Below are 15,866 nucleotides of genomic sequence, written 5' to 3' on the forward strand. Positions count from 1 at the left end.
CGGGGGTGCGGCCGGTGCGGGAGGTCACCCGCCGGGCGGACCGGGCCGTACGCGGTGCCGGGGTCCGCCTGTCCGCGGCCGTTCCCCGGCACCGCGCCGGGCGGGGACCGCCGCGGCGACTCCTTCGCACCACGCGCGCAGCACGCGTGGTGCGCACACACTTCCGCAGACCATGGGCCCAGTCTCGGGCGGTACGGCTGCGGAAATCCCTAGTGTGTGGCGCCCTGGCGCGGGGCGGTCCGACGGGCCTACCAACTGCCGGTGGCGGCCACCAGCCGGCTGTAGTCGCGGTCGCGGGAGGCCTGGCGCAGGTCGGACTCGACCATCATGCGCATCAGCTGCTCGAAGTCGACCTCGGGCTCCCAGCCCAGTTCCTTGCGGGCGTTGGTCGCATCGGCGCACAGCGTCTCGACCTCGGCGGGCCGCACCAGACCGGGGTCGATCACCACGTGGTCGCGCCAGTCCAGGCCCACGTGCTCGAAGGCGATGCGCGCGGCGTCGCGCACCGTGTGCATCCGCCCGGTGCCCACGACGTAGTCGCCGGGCTCCTCCTGCTGGAGCATCAGGTGCATGGCGCGCACGTAGTCGCCGGCGAAGCCCCAGTCGCGCTCGGCGTCCAGGTTGCCGAGGCTGACCTTGTCCATCAGGCCCAGCTTGATCTGGGCCACGGCCAGGGTGATCTTCCGGGTCACGAACTCGGCGCCGCGGCGCGGGGACTCGTGGTTGAAGAGGATGCCGGAGACGCCGTACATCCCGAACGACTCGCGGTAGTTGCGGGTGATGTAGTGGCCGAAGGTCTTGGCCACGCCGTACGGGCTGCGCGGGTGGAAGCGGGTGGTCTCGCTCTGCGGGCTCTCGGCGACCTGGCCGAACATCTCCGAGGACGACGCCTGGTAGAAGCGGATCTGGCCCCGCAGGCCGCCGCCGGAGGACCTGCTGAGTCCGCTGACCATGCGGATGGCCTCGAGCATGCGCAGCACGCCGGTGCCGTTGACCTCGGTGACCAGTTCGGGCTGCTGCCAGGACATGGGGACGAACGAGACGGCCCCCAGGTTGTAGACCTCGTCGGGCTGGACCAGGTCGACCGCGGAGACCAGGCTGCCCTGGTCCATCAGGTCACCGTCCACGAAGGACAGGCCGGGGATCAGCTCGGCGATCCGGTCCCTTCGCGGATTGGCCTGGCCACGGCAGAGCCCCCATACCCGGTACCCCTGGCTCAGCAGGTGTTCCGCCAGGTACGAGCCGTCCTGTCCGGTGATTCCGGTGATCAGTGCGCGCTTGGACATCTTCTCTCTTTCCACCGCCACGGGGAGGACCGGTCGGCGGGAGTCCGCACCGCGCCCGCGGGCCGGAAGCGGCGGCCTTCGACGCGGGACGCGCGCCCTCCGGCACACGGGCCGGAGGGCCGGTGTGCCGGATACCGGGGCGCGCGGCCCGCGCTGACTCACGAGCCGTCCTCGTGGCAGCCATGCAAGCACCGAAACGGCTAAGGAATTTCCGAGTCTTCGGGGACGGGCGGACACCGGGCGCGCCTCCCCCGGCACGGGTCCGCCGGCGGGGCCTTCGCCGGCTCACCGGTCGTTCTGCACCACGCCACGGGTGGAGAAGGCGACCGGCCCGCCGGACGGGAAGTCCCCGGGAGGGATGCCGGGATGGTGTCCCCCGGGCGGCGGCGCGGGGACGGTACGGGGAGCGAGGGCGAGCCGCGAGACGATGCGGTACCGGTCTCCCCGGTAGAGCGAGTGGACGTACTCGACCGGGCGGTCACCGGTGTCGGTGGTGAGGCGTTCGAACAGCAGGGCGGGCGACAGCTCGGGCACTTCGAGCAGCTCCGCCTCCGCGCGGGTCACCACGGTGGGCTCGATGGACTGCACCGCCTCGCCGACCCGCACACCGTGGCGGTCGCGGAAGTGCTCGTACAGATCGCCCTGTTCCAGTTCCTCCCTGGTCAGCTCCGGCACGAGGTCCGCCGGCAGGTGCAGGTACTCGATGGCCATGGGTGATCCGTCGACCAGCCGGAGGCGGGCGACGTACCGGATGCGCGCCGCGGGTGAGACGCGCAGTCTGCGGCCCACCCGCGCGCCGGCCGGCAGGGTGCGCAGCTCCAGGACCCGGCTGGTCCACACACCCCCGGCCCGGGGCACGGCGAAGGAGCTCCGCTCCGGGACGAGTTCCTGGGTGATCTTCTCGGCGGCGACGAACATGCCGCGGCCGTGCTCGCGCACCAGCAGTCCCGCGACCACGAGTTCGTCCACGGCGGCGCGCAACGTGGGCCGGGACACCCCGAGTCGGGCGCACAGACTGCGTTCCGAGGGGATGGCGTCGCCGGGGCGCCGGGCCTCGATGAGCTCGAGGATCGCGTCGCGGACCCGTTCGCGCTTGAGCACGGCGCCCGAGGTGGCGGGATCGATCTCCATGCGGGACCCTCGTTCGTCGTCGGATCGGCGGGTCGTCGTAGCACTGGTACGGCTTCGACCATAACTGGTCCGCCGACCGAGAGGGACCGTTGAAGAGCATCAAGTCCCGTGACTGCCAGGAGGGTTGACGGCCACATTGGTCTATGCCACCTTCGTTCGACATCGACTGGTAAAGCCTCGGGGTCCAACTGGTCAATCCCGAGGGCCGTGCGTGTACCGCCGCTCGCCGTCCGTCCGTCCGCGCGTGTCCCGCGAGGGTCCGGGCCACCCCTCGCGCTCCATGGCGCGCGGCGGCACCCGCACACGCCGCACAGACGATCCACCGTGCGCCACCCCCACAGCGAAAGGAACACGGTTGACTTCCTCCCCCTCCTGAAGGAGGGGGATTCCCACGGCTCGCGCCGTGGGGGTTTCTGCTTCATCGCCGACTGCCCGCCCGGAGTGCTCCGTTGAGGTCTTACGCCAGCTCCACAGACAGACACCGTCAGTCCGACGGCCAGGATGTTGCGCGCCGCGTTCACGTCCCGGTCATGGGTCGTCCCGCAGTCGCACGTCCAAGTGCGGACGTGCAGCGGCATCTTGCCCCGCGGGGTGCCGCAGGCGGAGCACAGCCTGGAGGAGGGGGTCAGCAGGTGGTCGAGCCCGACGTCGACACCGACGGCCGTATCGGTGGCCGGGAGCGGCTGAACTGTCGGGTCCTCGACCAGCAGGGACACGTACCAGCGTCCGGCCGCGTCCTGCGACACGGTCACCGTGGACGGCGACGCACCCTCGGACAGCGGACGGGACCACACGATGTCCAGCGGCTGGGCCAGCTTCGCCAGCGTCAGCCGGCCGTCTTGGAACCGGAACGCGCTGGTGGTGTACTCCGCCGGCTTCCGCGACTTCTTGCGCGACTTGAACCGCGGATACCGGGCCCGCCTGCCGAAGAAGTGGGTGAACGCCGTCTGCAGGTGGCACGGGGCCTGCTGGAGCGGGACGGAGGAAACCTCGTTGAGGTACGCGAGTTCCCCGGTCTTCTTCCAGTCCGTCAGCATCGCCGACGTCTGGTTGTAGGTCACCCGCTCCTGCCGCATCCACGCCTGAGTGCGGGAGGCGAGTGCCAGGTTGTAGACCTTCCGCACGCAGCCGAACGTGCGCGACAGCTCGGCTGCCTGCGCATCGGTCGGATGGAAGCGGTACTTGAACGCCCGCTTCACAGGGGTGGTCCGCACGGTTCACATACCAGCCCATCAGTTTGTGACGAGCTGCCGGTGGTTTGGGGTGAAAGCCGGTCCGCCCCTGCGGCGAACCGGCTTTCCCCGCCCCGCTCCGCGGGAGCTTCGTTTCCTCCCCCGGCTGAAGCCGGGGGTATCCGCAAAGGAGAGCACCGATGAGCACTCGTCCCACCAGCCGCCGCACCCGAGCGGCACTCGCACTGACCGCCCTGCTCGGCGGCGCCGCCCTGGCCGGCCTCCCCGCCACCACCACCGCCGCCGCCGCGGACGGCGCCCTCGCCGTCCAGTACCGCACCGGCTCCGGCGGGGCCACCGCCGACCAGAGCGAGCCCTGGTTCAAGGTCCGCAACACCGGTTCCACCACCGTGCAGTTGAGTCAGGTGAGGATCCGCTACTACTTCAAGGCCGACTCCCCGAACGCCTCGTACCGCTTCGCCTGCTCCTGGGCGGTCAGGGGCTGCTCCGCCGTCACCGGCACGTTCGGGACGCTCGCCCACCCCACCGCGACGGCCGACCGCTACCTGGAGATCGGGTTCACCGCCTCCGCCGGGTCGCTGGCTCCCGGCGCCGACACCGGGGACATGCAGCTGCGCTTCCACCGGGCCGACTGGCAGACGCTCAGGCAGAGCGACGACTACTCCTTCGACGGCGCCCGGACCTCGTACGCCGACTGGGACAAGGTCACCGCCCAGCTCGCCGGTGCCACGGTGTGGGGCACCGCCCCCGAGGGCAACGACCCCACCGATCCGACCGACCCGACCGACCCGCCGGGCGGCGGCCAGACCCTGTTCGACGACTTCGACTACACCTCGCACACCGACCCGGCGATCTCCGCGCACGGCTGGAGCGTGCGGTCCAACTCCGGCGGCCCCGGTGTGCCCGGCGCGACCTGGGACCCGTCCAAGGTCACGTTCAGCGCCCCGGGCGGCAACTCGGTGATGAACCTGGAGACCTCCACCGCGGGCACCGGCGCCTCCACCAGGCACACCGAGGTCCTCACCAGGAGCACGAAGTTCAGGAACGGCACCTACGCGGCCCGCGTGCGGTTCTCCGACACCCCGAAGTACGGTCCCGACGGCGACCGCGTCGTCCAGACCTTCTTCACCATCAACGACCTCAAGGCCCCGATGGCCGACGACTACGCCGAGTACGACTTCGAGTACCTGCCCAACGGCGGCTGGGGCGAGCCGTCCAACATCCTCTACACGACCTCCTGGGAGACCTATGCCCCGGATCCCTGGCAGGCCGTCAACCAGCACAGCGAGAGCCGGCAAAGCTTCGCCGGCTGGCACGACCTGGTGGTGACCATCGACGACAGCGCCATCACCTACTACGTGGACGGCCGGCACTTCGGCACGCACGACGCGGCGTACCTGCCGGAGCGCCCGATGTCGATCAACTTCAACCAGTGGCTGATCGACCTCGAAGGCCAGACGTCGGCCACCCCCCGCGCCTACGACCAGCAGGTCGACTACGTGCTGCACGTCAAGGACCGGGTGCTCACCCCGGCCCAGGTGACCGCGAGGATCGACGCCTACCGGGCCGCCGGCACGTCCTTCGTGGACGAGGTCCCCGCGCCGTGACGGCCTGACCCCGTCCGTCGTCCTCCCCGGAGGTCCCCCGCCCCGCCGGGGCGGGGGCTCCTCTTGCCTACGGCGGGCGTCCGGCGCAGGCTTGGTCGCATGGGTGCGGGCCCGACGCTCATCACCTCCGTGCAGCGTGCCTTCCGGCTGCTGGAGGCGGCGAGCGCCCATCAGAACGGCGCGCCGGCGAAACAGCTGGCACGGGAGACGGGACTGCCCCTGGCCACCGCCTACCACCTGCTGCGCACGCTGGTGCACGACGGGTACCTGCGCAAGCTGGACGACGGCGGATTCGTCCTGGGCGACCGGTTCCAGACCCTGCACACCACGGGCGGCGGCCAGGCGTTGCTCAGCCGGGTCCGGCCGGCGCTCGCCGCGCTCCGGGACGAGCTGTCCACCGCCGCCTACCTCACCTTCTACGAGGACGGCGAGATCCGCGTCGCCGAGATCGTCGACGGCCCCCGCACCCCGCGGGCCGAACTCTGGGTGGGGTTCGAGGACGCCGGGCACGCCACCGCGCTGGGCAAGTCGGTGCTCCGGGAGCTCGACGACGAGGCGCGCAAGGAGTACCTCTCCCGGCACCCCCTCAACGACCTCACCCCGCGGACGATCACCACGGCCGAGGAGCTGGTGCGCCGGCTGGAGAGCAGCGCCCTGGCCCCGGCCGTCACCGACCTGGAGGAGTACTCCCTGGGCACCGTCTGCGTCGCGGTGCCGGTCTACAGCGGGGACACCCTGGGCTCGCTCGGCGTCTCCATGCCGAAGGACCGGCTGCACCGGCTCGACGAGGTCCGCGAGCGCCTCCTGCCGACCGCCGGGCGGGTGACCCGGGGGCTGTCGTTCACTATCTGAAAAGCACACCCTTGTGACGTTCGCAACGATCACCTTTCCTGATTAAGTCAGACATTACGGATGCGCGCACGCCGCACAAAGGTGAGGACTTCGGACGACACATGAGTCACGCCCGTCAGCATGGACGCGACCACTGGCCGATGCAGCAGTACAAGCGGGGGACCCGCCACGGGTGGTCGCCCCGGGCACGCGCCGTCGCGCACTGGGCCGCCGGTACACCCGCCCTCTCCGTACTGATCGTCTGCGTCGTCATGTGCGTCGACCTCGTCGGCGGGACCGGCAAGGTCTGGCTGCCGCTGCTCGCCGCCGCTCCGGCGCTGGCGGCGGCCACCAGCCGGCCGGCCGGGGTCCTCGGTGTCGGCCTCCCGGCCTCCCTCCTCGGCCCGGCGATCGGCGCCCGGCACGGCATGTCGGCCTCGGAGCTGGCCGTCGTGTTCGCCGCGCTGATGACCGTAGCCCTGGCCGGCACGCTCGCCAGCGCCCTGCGGGAACGCCGCGAGCGGGTGCTCGCCGCCGTCCGTTCCGTCGCGGAGACCGCGCAGCACGCCCTGCTCACCCCGGTTCCGGAGACCGTCGGCCCGTTCCAGACGGCGGTCCGCTACAGCGCCGCCGCGGCGGAGGCCCGGATCGGCGGTGACCTCTACGCCCTGATCCCCACTCCGTACGGGGTCAGGATGATCGTCGGCGATGTGCGCGGCAAGGGGCTGCCGGCCGTGGGGACGGCCGCCCTGGTGCTCGGTGTCTTCCGGGAGGCCGCCTACGACGAGCCCGATCTGCTGGACGTCGTCCGCCGGATCGAACGGAGCCTGGCCCGCAACCTCGGTGCCGACGACTTCGTCACCGCCGTGGTCGCCGGCTACCCGGAGCCGGGGCGGCTGGAGGTGGTCAACTGCGGACACGCTCCCCCGCTGCTGGTCCGCGGCACCGAGGTGGTGCCGGTGGACCCCGTCAGTCCGGCGCCGCCGCTGGGGCTGCGCGCCCTGTCGGGCGAGTCCCCCGGCCTTCAGGTGGTGTCCTTCACCGAGGGGGACCAGCTGCTGTTCTACACCGACGGGGTCACGGAGGCCCGCGACGCCGGCCGTGAGTTCTACCCGCTGGCCGAGGGCCTGGCCCGGCATCTGTGCGACGAGCCGACCCGCACGCTCGCCGCGCTGCACCAGGAACTGCTGGACCACGTGGGCGGCCGGCTGCACGACGACGCGGCGCTGCTCCTGCTGCGCAAGCCCACCGTCGGCGCCGGGGCGGCGGACGCGGACTCCCCCGTCGTCCTGCCGCTCACGGCGCGGCCGGAAGCGGGCGCCGGCGGCGCCTTCGCCGACCGCGAAGGCGCCGCCTAGGACGGCCGGTCCGTCAGGGCCGCTGGGCGGCGATCATGCGCCGGTACCAGTGGTAGCTGTCCTTCGGGGTGCGCTCCTGCGTGTCGTAGTCGACCCGGACGATGCCGAAGCGCTTGTCGTAGCCGAAGGCCCACTCGAAGTTGTCCAGCAGCGACCACACGTAGTAGCCGCGCACGTCCACACCCGCGTCGATCGCGGCCCGCAGCGCGGTGAGGTGGTCGCGCAGGTACGCCACCCGGTCGGTGTCGTGCACGGCGCCGTCCGCGCTCACCTCGTCGTCCTCGGAGGAGCCGTTCTCGGTGATGTGCACCGGCGGCAGGGCGTCGCCGTACTGCTCCTTCAGGTCCACCAGGAGGTCGGTGAAGGTGTCCGGGGCCACCGGCCAGCCCATCGCGGTGTGCCGGACGCCGGGCATCGACGTCTCGGCGTAACGGTTGTCGGTCGCCACGCGCAGGGCGGGGTCGCCCTCCCGGTACGGGGCGTCGGCGACGACGATCGGGCGGTAGTAGTTGATGCCGAGGAAGTCCAGCGGCCGGCTGATCAGCTCCAGGTCGCCGTCGCGGCGGAAGTCCTGCGCGGTGATCAGCTCGCCCCAGGTGTCCTCCTCGGTGTCCGGGTAGCGCCCGGCGAGGATCGGCTCCGTCCACACCAGGTTGTGCAGGGTGTCGGCGCGTACGACGGCCTCACGGTCGGCGGCGGAGCCGGTGGCGGGCAGGTGGTGGTCGAGGTTGAGGGTGATGCCGACCTCGCGGACCCCTGCGGACCGGAGCGCCTGGACGGCCAGTCCGTGGCCGACCAGCAGGTGGTGGGCGGCGGCCAGGGCGCCCCGGCCCTCGCGGGCACCCGGCGCGTGGCGGCCGACGGAGTAGCCGAGGAAGGCGCTGCACCACGGCTCGTTGAGGGTGATCCAGCGGGGCACCCGGTCACCCAGGTGCCCGGCGACGACGGCCGCGTACTCGGCGAACCGCTCCGCCGTGTCCCGCACCCGCCAGCCGCCCCGGTCCTCCAGTGCCTGCGGGAGGTCCCAGTGGTAGAGGGTGGCGGCGGGCTCGATGCCGGCGGCGAGGAGTTCGTCGACCAGGCGGGAGTAGAAGTCCAGGCCCTTGGGGTTCACCGGGCCGGACCCGTCGGGCACGATGCGCGGCCAGGCGACCGAGAAGCGGTACGAGCCGACGCCGAGGTCGCGCAGCAGGGCCACGTCCTCGGGGTAGCGGTGGTAGTGGTCGCAGGCGACGTCACCGGTGTCGCCGTTCGCGACCAGGCCGGGGGTGTGGCTGTAGGTGTCCCAGATCGACGGGCCGCGGCCGTCCTCGTACGCCGCGCCCTCGATCTGGTACGAGGCGGTCGCGGCGCCGAAGACGAAGCCGGGCGGGAAACGGGGGAAGTCGCTCATGCGTGTCGGTCCATCTCGGTGCGTGCGGTGGTGATCACTTGACGGAGCCCCCGGTGATGCCGGCGGCGATGTACTTCTGGGCGAGGACGAGCAGGATCGCGGCCGGGACGGCGGAGAGCACGGACGCGGCCATGACCGCGCCCCAGTCCCCGACGTGGGCGCCGATGTACTGGTAGATGCCCAGCGTGATCGGCTTGACGTCGTCGGTGGTGTTCAGGGTGAGCGCGAACATGAAGTCGCTCCACGCGAACAGGAACGCGAACAGGCCGGAGGTGATCAGCGAGTTGCGGCTCATCGGGAGCACCACCCGCAGGAAGACCCGTACCGGACCGGCGCCGTCGATCTCGGCGGCCTCGATGACCTCGCCCGGGATGGACACCATGAAGGAGCGCATGAGGACGATGGAGAACGGGATGCCGAGCGAGGCGTCCGCGAGCATCAGGCCGAAGTAGGAGTTCACCAGGCCCAGGTCGACGTACGAGTTGTAGAGGGCGTTGGCGATGACGATGCCCGGCACCATCTGGGTGATCAGGGTGCCGAAGACGATGGTGCGCGAGCCGCGCAGGCCGAACCGGGCCAGGCCGTAGGCCGCCGGGGCGGAGACCACCAGGCAGATGGCGACGGCGCCGAACGAGACCAGCAGGGAGGTCAGCAGGTGACCGCCCTGGTCGGTGACGGCCTTGGAGAACCCGGAGAGGTCCAGGCCGCCCGGCACCGGGTCGACCTGGAGCAGGCCGGACTCGGGCTGGAGTGCCGTGTTGAGCATCCAGTACAGCGGGAAGAGCATCACGCCCAGGATGAGCACGCCCGCGACGGTGGAGCCCCAGCGGCGCCGGGACGCGGTGGGAGTGTGAGCGGCCATGTCGGTCACTTCCCCTCGGTGCGGTTGGCCCGCAGGTAGAACACCGCGAACACCGCGGAGACGATGATGAGGACGTTGCCGACGACCGCGCCGGCGCCGAAGTCCAGCTCCACGAAGGAGTTCTGGTAGGTGAGCGTGCCCAGGGTCTGGGTGGCGTCGGCGGGCCCGCCGTCGGTGAGGGCGAGGATCAGGTCGAGGATCTTGACCGTCGACATGAAGCCGAGCACCAGGACGACCGTGATCACCGGCTTGAGCATCGGCAGGGTGATGGAGCGGAAGGTCCGCCAGGCCGAGGCCCCGTCCAGGGCGGACGCCTCGTACAGCTCCTTGGGGATCTCCTGGAGGCCGCCGTAGAGGATGACCATGTTGAACGGGATGCCGATCCAGATGTTGACCAGGATCACCGACAGCAGCGCCATGTCGGGGCTGGTCAGCCATGGGGTCTGACCGCCCAGGCCCAGGGTGTCGAGGAAGGTGTTCAGTACGCCGGTGTCCTGGTCCAGGATGCGGCGCCACACGATGCCGGACACCACCATGGGCACCAGCCAGGGCAGCAGGATCAGCGACCGCAGGACGCCGTTCAGGGGGAACCTGCGGTTGAAGAAGACGGCGAGGGCGAGGCCGATGCAGAACTGGCCGAGCAGGGAGCCGGCGGTGAAGACGAGGGTGTGCCACAGGGCCTTGCCGAACAGGACGTCCTGGAAGACGGACGACCAGTTGTCGGTGCCGTTGAAGGGGGCCTCGCCGGTGAAGAACGTCTTCGGCGTGTAGTGCTGGAAGCTCATCACGATGTTGCGGACGAGCGGGTAGCCGAAGAACAGCAGCATGAAGACGACGGCGGGGGCGACGAAGCCCCACTGGGCGAGCCTGCGGCGCAGGCGCTGCCGGCCCGGGTCCGGCGCGGCGGCCTTGCCGGACGTCTCGGCTGACGCCACGGCGGTGACGGTGGACGTGGTCATGGGCGCGTACCTCAGTTCCCGCTCGTGGCGCGCTGCTGGGCGCGCTGCAGGGCGGTCTCGCTGGACTGGCCGGTCAGGGCGGACTGGAAGGCGCTCTGCAGGGCGAGCGACACGCCCGACCAGCCGGCGCCGAGCTTGGCGGTGCGGGACCGGGCGGCGGCGACCTGGTCGGCCAGCGCGTCCAGCTCGGGCACCTCCTCGCGCCACTTCGCGGCGGCCTTCTCGTTGGCCGGGACCATCCAGCTGTTCAGGGCGTAGGTGAGCTGTTCCTTCTCGCTCGCCAGGCAGGCGACGATCCGGCCGGCCGTCCTCTCGCGCTCGGTGTCACCGGTGTTGGGCACGGTGAGCACGGCGCCGCCGAGCGGCCCCACCGAGTCGGCACCCGCCTCGGGGACGGGGATCTGCGCGATCTCCCAGTGCAGCGACTTGTCGGTGTTGAGGGTCTCGACCTGCCACGGGCCGTTGATCATCATCGCGGCGTTCCCGGCCATGAACTGGTCGTTCACATCGGCCTGCGTCCAGTTGACCGTGGACTTGGACAGCGACCCGTCCTGCAGCAGCGCCTTCCAGTAGTCGAGCGCCCCGACGACCTGGGGGCTGTCGAGATCCGTCTCGTCACCGCCGTTGGACCACATGAACGGCGTGAACTGGAAGACGCCGTCCTCGGCGCCGCCCGCGCTGAGCGCCACGCCGTACCGGTTGCCCTCGGTGAGCTCCTTCGCCGCCCGGCGCAGTTCGTCCCAGGTGGTGGGCACCCGCACGCCCGCCTCGTCCAGGATGTCCTTGTTGTAGAAGAGCGCGAGGGTGTTCACGGAGCGGGCCGCTCCGTAGTACGTGCCCTGGTAGGAGCCGAAGTCGACGATGCCCTCGGGAATGTCGTCGGTGGCCAGGCCCAGGGTGCGCAGGTCGACGAGCCCGCCGGCGTCGGCGAAGGTCGGCATCTCGGAGGCGTCGAACTGCACGATGTCCGGCAGCGACTTCGACGAGGCCATGCGCAGGGCCTTCGTCATCACCTGCGAGGCGGGGACGCTCTGCTGCTCGACGGTGACGCCCAGCTGCTCGCCGCAGCGGGCCATCGCCTCGGCGTCCCAGCGGTGGTAGGTCTCGTCGGTCGAGGAGTTCATCACGGTGTACACGTCGCTGTCGCGCTGCTGTGCGCAGCCGGTCAGCGCCGCTCCGGCGATGAGGACGGAGACGGCGGCGAACGACGTGACGGCTCCGCGCGAACGTCCGCGCGCGCGGTGTGCGGCAACCGGAGGATGTGCTGTCACGGTGGGTGCCCTTGCGTGGGGACCGGCCCAGCGTGCGCTGAGCCGGTGCTCTTTCAGGAGGCAGGTGAAGCGCTTCGACTTGAGGCGGCTCTCGCCGAGGTGTTGCCTGGCGCTGCACCGGGTGTAATTTGTTTTGCCTGATTACTAATACGCCAGCGGAAGCCGGTCGCGCTAGACCCCCAGCGATACGATCTGCTTGCGCCAAGGCGTGACAGGTTCTGCGTCTCCTGTCATAGTTCCTGGTCAGAAGCTTCCTTCCGAGCCTCTGCCGACCTCCCCCTCCGAGGAAGACCATGAAATTCACTGACGGCTTCTGGCGCATCCGCGACGGCGTCCAGATCTCGTACGCCACCGAAGTGCGCGATGTGCGCCCGGAATCGAAGCGCTTCACCGGCTACGCCGCCGTGAAGAAAGTGACACGCAGGGGCGACACCCTCAACGCGCCACTGATCACGGTCGAGTGCTTCTCCCCCGCCGAGGGTGTGATCGGCGTCCGGGTCACCCACCACGCGGGCAAGTACCGGCCGGGCCCCGACTTCGCCCTCACCGGGGACCCGGACGGCGCGGGGACGGTACGCCAGGACGGCACCGTGACCGAGCTGACCAGCGGTCCCCTGACCCTGCGCCTGGACGGGGCCGGTCCCTTCGGGCTCTCCTTCCACGACGCGGACGGACGCGAGCTGACCCGCGCCGGCGCCAAGAGCACCGCCTTCGCCACCACCGGCGAGGGAGCCCACCATGTGCTGAGCCGGCTGTCGCTCGGCGTCGGCGAGCAGATCTACGGCCTGGGCGAGCGCTTCACCCCGTTCGTCAAGAACGGCCAGACCGTCGACGTCTGGCAGGCCGACGGCGGCACGAGCAGCGAGCAGGCCTACAAGAACGTCCCGTTCTACCTGTCCTCCCGGGGCTACGGCGTCTTCGTCAACCACCCCGGCGCCGTCTCCTTCGAGATCGGCTCCGAGTCCGTCGGGCAGGTCCAGTTCAGCGTCGAGGACCAGGCGCTGGAGTACTACGTCGTCGCGGGCCCCACCCCGAAGGACGTCCTCGGCCGCTACACGGCCCTCACCGGACGCCCGGCCCTGCCGCCGGCCTGGTCGTTCGGCCTGTGGCTCAGCACCTCCTTCACCACGTCGTACGACGAGGCGACGGTGACCTCGTTCGTCGACGGCATGGCCGAGCGCGGCATCCCGCTGTCGGTGTTCCACTTCGACTGCTTCTGGATGCGCGAGTACCAGTGGTGCGACTTCCAGTGGGACCCGGACGTCTTCCCCGACCCGGAGGGCATGCTGGCCCGGCTCAAGGAGAAGGGCCTGCGGATCAGCATCTGGATCAACCCGTACATCGCGCAGAAGTCCCCGCTCTTCGACGAGGCCGCCGCCCTCGGGCACCTGGTGCGCCGCCCGGACGGCGACGTGTGGCAGTGGGACCTGTGGCAGGCCGGCATGGGCCTGGTCGACTTCACCAGTCCCGACGCCCGCGCCTGGTTCCAGTCGAAGCTCAAGCCGCTGCTCGACCAGGGCGTGGACACCTTCAAGACGGACTTCGGCGAGCGCATCCCCACCGATGTCGTCTGGCACGACGGCTCCGACCCCGAGCGGATGCACAACTACTACACCCACCTGTACAACCGGACGGTGTTCGAGCTCCTGGAGAAGGAGCGCGGGCAGGGCGAGGCGGTGCTCTTCGCCCGGTCCGCGACCGCCGGCGGGCAGCAGTACCCGGTGCACTGGGGCGGCGACTGCTGGTCGTCCTTCGAGGCGATGGCCGAGTCGCTGCGGGGCGGCCTGTCCCTGTCGCTGAGCGGGTTCGGCTTCTGGAGCCACGACATCGGCGGCTTCGAGGGCACGCCCGTCCCCGAGGTGTTCAAGCGCTGGCTCGCCTTCGGCCTGCTCTCCTCGCACAGCCGGCTGCACGGCTCCACGTCGTACCGGGTTCCGTGGGAGTTCGGCGACGAGGCGGTCGACGTCGCCCGGCGGTTCACCCTGCTCAAGCACCGCCTGATGCCGTACCTGTACGGCGCCGCCGTCGAGGCCCACCGCACGGGCGTGCCGGTGATGCGGCCCATGGTGCTGGAGTTCCCGCGGGACCCGGCGTGCCGCCCGCTCGACCGCCAGTACATGCTGGGCCCCGACCTGCTGGTCGCCCCGGTGTTCAGCGAGGACGGCGAGGTGGAGGTCTACCTGCCCGAGGGCACCTGGACCCACCTGCTGAGCGGCGAGCGGGTCACCGGCCCGTGCTGGCGCACCGAACGGCACGGCTACGACAGCCTGCCGCTGTACGTCCGTGAGGGCGCCGTGCTGGCGCTGGCCGGCGACGACTCCCGGCCCGACGGCGACTGGCTGGACGCTCCGGTCCTGCTCGTGCATCCCTCGGCCGCGCCCGACTACGCGGCCGAGGTCACCGTGCCGGACACGGCGGGGCTCGCGGCCGCGACGTTCCGGGTCCGGCGGGACGGCGACGTCCTGCGGGTCACCGCGTCCGGGACCGACCGCCCGTTCACCGTGCGCGTGCCCGGCGGGGCCGAGGCACAGGGCACGGGCGAGGTGACGCTGCCGCTGGGATGACGGGGTCACGCACCCGGGTGACTGCCCGGACCGTGACCGGGTCCCGCGAGGGGGGTCGGTGAGAGGGCCTCGGGTTCCTCACCGGCCTCCAGCAGGGTGTCCGCCGCGCCCACGATCAGCGGGTCCGGCCTGCCCAGCGCCCCGTGGTCCTTGGCCGGGTAGTCGCAGCGGTCGAGGAGGCTGCGCATGGCCTCCAGCCGGCCCCGGCGCTTGTCGTTGTTCTTCACGACCGTCCACGGTGCGTGGGACGTGTCCGTCGCCCGGAACATCTCGATCTTGGCCTTGGTGTAGTCGTCCCAGCGGTCGAGCGAGGCGAGGTCCATCGGCGACAGCTTCCAGCGGCGCACCGGATCGACCTGGCGGATCGCGAACCGGGTCCGCTGCTCGGCCCGGGACACGGAGAACCAGAACTTCACCAGCATGATGCCGTCGTCGGTGAGCAGCCGCTCGAACAGGGGCGCCTGTTCGAGGAACTGGTGGTACTCGGCGTCCGTGCAGAACCCCATGACCCGCTCGACGCCCGCGCGGTTGTACCAGGAGCGGTCGAAGAAGACGATCTCGCCGCGGGCCGGCAGGTGGGCCACGTAGCGCTGGAAATACCACTGTCCCGCCTCCCGCTCGGTCGGCTTCTCCAGAGCGACCACGCGGGCGCCACGGGGGTTGAGGCGCTCCATGAACCGCTGGATGGTGCCGCCCTTGCCGGCCGCGTCCCGTCCCTCGCAGAGCACGACGATGCGCTGGCCGGTGTCCTTGACCCAGCGCTGCATCTTCAGCAGTTCGATCTGCAGGATGCGCTTGGTGCGGTCGTACTCCGCCCGGCGGATCCTGCGGTCGTAGGGGTGGTTCTCCCGCCAGGTCTCGATCGGGGTGCCGTCGGCGTCGAGCAGCACGGGCCGCTCCGGGCGCCGGTCGTCCACCTCCAGCCCGTGGAGCAGGTCGTCGCCGCCGGCCTTCGTCCGGCCGTCCGGCGCGTCCGTGTGTTCGGCCGTCACGTCGCCTCCCGCGTTTTTACGAGTGCGTCACAAGAAGCGTATGCCCACCGGGCGTTTTGCGGTGATTCGGGCACGGGTGCGGGGAAGGAGCAGGATCGGGCGGAGCGCGTGCGCGAGCAGCGCCTTCCGTCCGTGTTCGGGCATCTCATGCAGGCACTGGTACCCAGACGAAGGGGACGCACGACGTGCAGATCGATCTGAAGGGCCGTACGGCGCTGGTCACCGGTTCCACCCAGGGCATCGGCGCGGCGATCGCCACCGGGCTGGCGCGGGCGGGCGCCCGGGTCGCGGTCAACGGGCGCTCCGCCGAACGCGTACGGGACAGCGCCGCCGCCCTCGAACGGGAGGTGCCCGGCGCCGACGTCGTGCCGGTCGCGGCGGACGTGACCACCGAGGCGGGCGCGGAGCAGGTCGCCGAG

12 protein-coding genes and 1 pseudogene are annotated in these 15,866 nt (G+C 71.0%); 5 read left to right on the forward strand and 8 right to left on the reverse strand.

Annotated features, from left to right (window positions below; genetic code table 11):
- Nucleotides 1–248: 248 nt before the first annotated feature.
- The 3 genes and pseudogenes from B7767_RS25405 to B7767_RS25415 all read right to left on the reverse strand — a co-directional run.
- On the reverse strand, nt 249–1,286 hold the full coding sequence (locus B7767_RS25405; RefSeq protein WP_085574232.1) for a GDP-mannose 4,6-dehydratase: 1,038 nt from the start codon (nt 1,284–1,286) through the stop codon (nt 249–251).
- Nucleotides 1,287–1,571: 285 nt separating this feature from the next.
- Nucleotides 1,572–2,417: a GntR family transcriptional regulator gene (locus B7767_RS25410; RefSeq protein ID WP_085574233.1), complete on the reverse strand. Its 846-nt coding sequence runs from the start codon at nt 2,415–2,417 to the stop codon at nt 1,572–1,574.
- A 392-nt stretch (nt 2,418–2,809) separates the two neighbouring features.
- Nucleotides 2,810–3,631: pseudogene (locus B7767_RS25415) on the reverse strand (RNA-guided endonuclease InsQ/TnpB family protein); the annotation flags it as partial.
- Nucleotides 3,632–3,789: 158 nt separating this feature from the next.
- Between B7767_RS25415 and B7767_RS25420 the strand changes: the two are divergent.
- From B7767_RS25420 to B7767_RS25430, 3 genes are all read left to right on the forward strand, one after another.
- The gene (locus B7767_RS25420) at nt 3,790–5,217 is read left to right on the forward strand and encodes a cellulose binding domain-containing protein (protein WP_085574234.1); all 1,428 of its coding nucleotides are present in this window, start codon (nt 3,790–3,792) and stop codon (nt 5,215–5,217) included.
- A gap of 99 nt (nt 5,218–5,316) precedes the next feature.
- Nucleotides 5,317–6,069 carry an IclR family transcriptional regulator gene (locus B7767_RS25425; RefSeq protein WP_085574235.1) on the forward strand — a complete coding sequence of 251 codons (753 nt, stop codon included), beginning with the start codon at nt 5,317–5,319 and terminating at the stop codon, nt 6,067–6,069.
- A 101-nt stretch (nt 6,070–6,170) separates the two neighbouring features.
- Nucleotides 6,171–7,406 (forward strand): PP2C family protein-serine/threonine phosphatase, encoded by a 1,236-nt coding sequence (locus tag B7767_RS25430; RefSeq protein ID WP_085574236.1) that lies wholly within the window; start codon nt 6,171–6,173, stop codon nt 7,404–7,406.
- A gap of 13 nt (nt 7,407–7,419) precedes the next feature.
- Here B7767_RS25430 and B7767_RS25435 read toward each other — a convergent pair whose 3' ends face one another.
- From B7767_RS25435 to B7767_RS25450, 4 genes are read right to left on the reverse strand one after another with little or no spacing between them, the layout of a single operon-like run.
- Nucleotides 7,420–8,799, reverse strand: coding sequence for a GH1 family beta-glucosidase (locus tag B7767_RS25435; RefSeq protein WP_085574237.1), 1,380 nt, complete (start codon nt 8,797–8,799; stop codon nt 7,420–7,422).
- A gap of 34 nt (nt 8,800–8,833) precedes the next feature.
- Nucleotides 8,834–9,661 (reverse strand): carbohydrate ABC transporter permease, encoded by an 828-nt coding sequence (locus B7767_RS25440; RefSeq protein WP_085574243.1) that lies wholly within the window; start codon nt 9,659–9,661, stop codon nt 8,834–8,836.
- 5 nt (nt 9,662–9,666) lie between these two features.
- On the reverse strand, nt 9,667–10,620 hold the full coding sequence (locus B7767_RS25445) for a carbohydrate ABC transporter permease (protein ID WP_085574238.1): 954 nt from the start codon (nt 10,618–10,620) through the stop codon (nt 9,667–9,669).
- Between the two features lie 11 nt (nt 10,621–10,631).
- The gene (locus B7767_RS25450; RefSeq protein WP_085574239.1) at nt 10,632–11,891 is read right to left on the reverse strand and encodes a sugar ABC transporter substrate-binding protein; all 1,260 of its coding nucleotides are present in this window, start codon (nt 11,889–11,891) and stop codon (nt 10,632–10,634) included.
- Nucleotides 11,892–12,184: 293 nt separating this feature from the next.
- On the opposite strand from B7767_RS25450, the gene yicI reads away from it, so the two are divergent.
- On the forward strand, nt 12,185–14,455 hold the full coding sequence (gene yicI, locus B7767_RS25455) for an alpha-xylosidase (protein WP_085574240.1): 2,271 nt from the start codon (nt 12,185–12,187) through the stop codon (nt 14,453–14,455).
- 5 nt (nt 14,456–14,460) lie between these two features.
- Here the strand turns inward: yicI and ppk2 are convergent, their stop codons facing one another.
- Complete coding sequence (gene ppk2, locus B7767_RS25460) at nt 14,461–15,447, reverse strand: polyphosphate kinase 2 (protein ID WP_085574241.1); 987 nt, start codon at nt 15,445–15,447, stop codon at nt 14,461–14,463.
- A 185-nt stretch (nt 15,448–15,632) separates the two neighbouring features.
- On the opposite strand from ppk2, the gene B7767_RS25465 reads away from it, so the two are divergent.
- Nucleotides 15,633–15,866: SDR family NAD(P)-dependent oxidoreductase (locus B7767_RS25465; protein WP_143652633.1), on the forward strand; the 234-nt coding region annotated here is incomplete at its 3' end.

It is taken from the genome of Streptomyces sp. 13-12-16, assembly GCF_002114215.1.
In the GTDB taxonomy this organism is placed as follows: Bacteria; Actinomycetota; Actinomycetes; order Streptomycetales; family Streptomycetaceae; genus Streptomyces.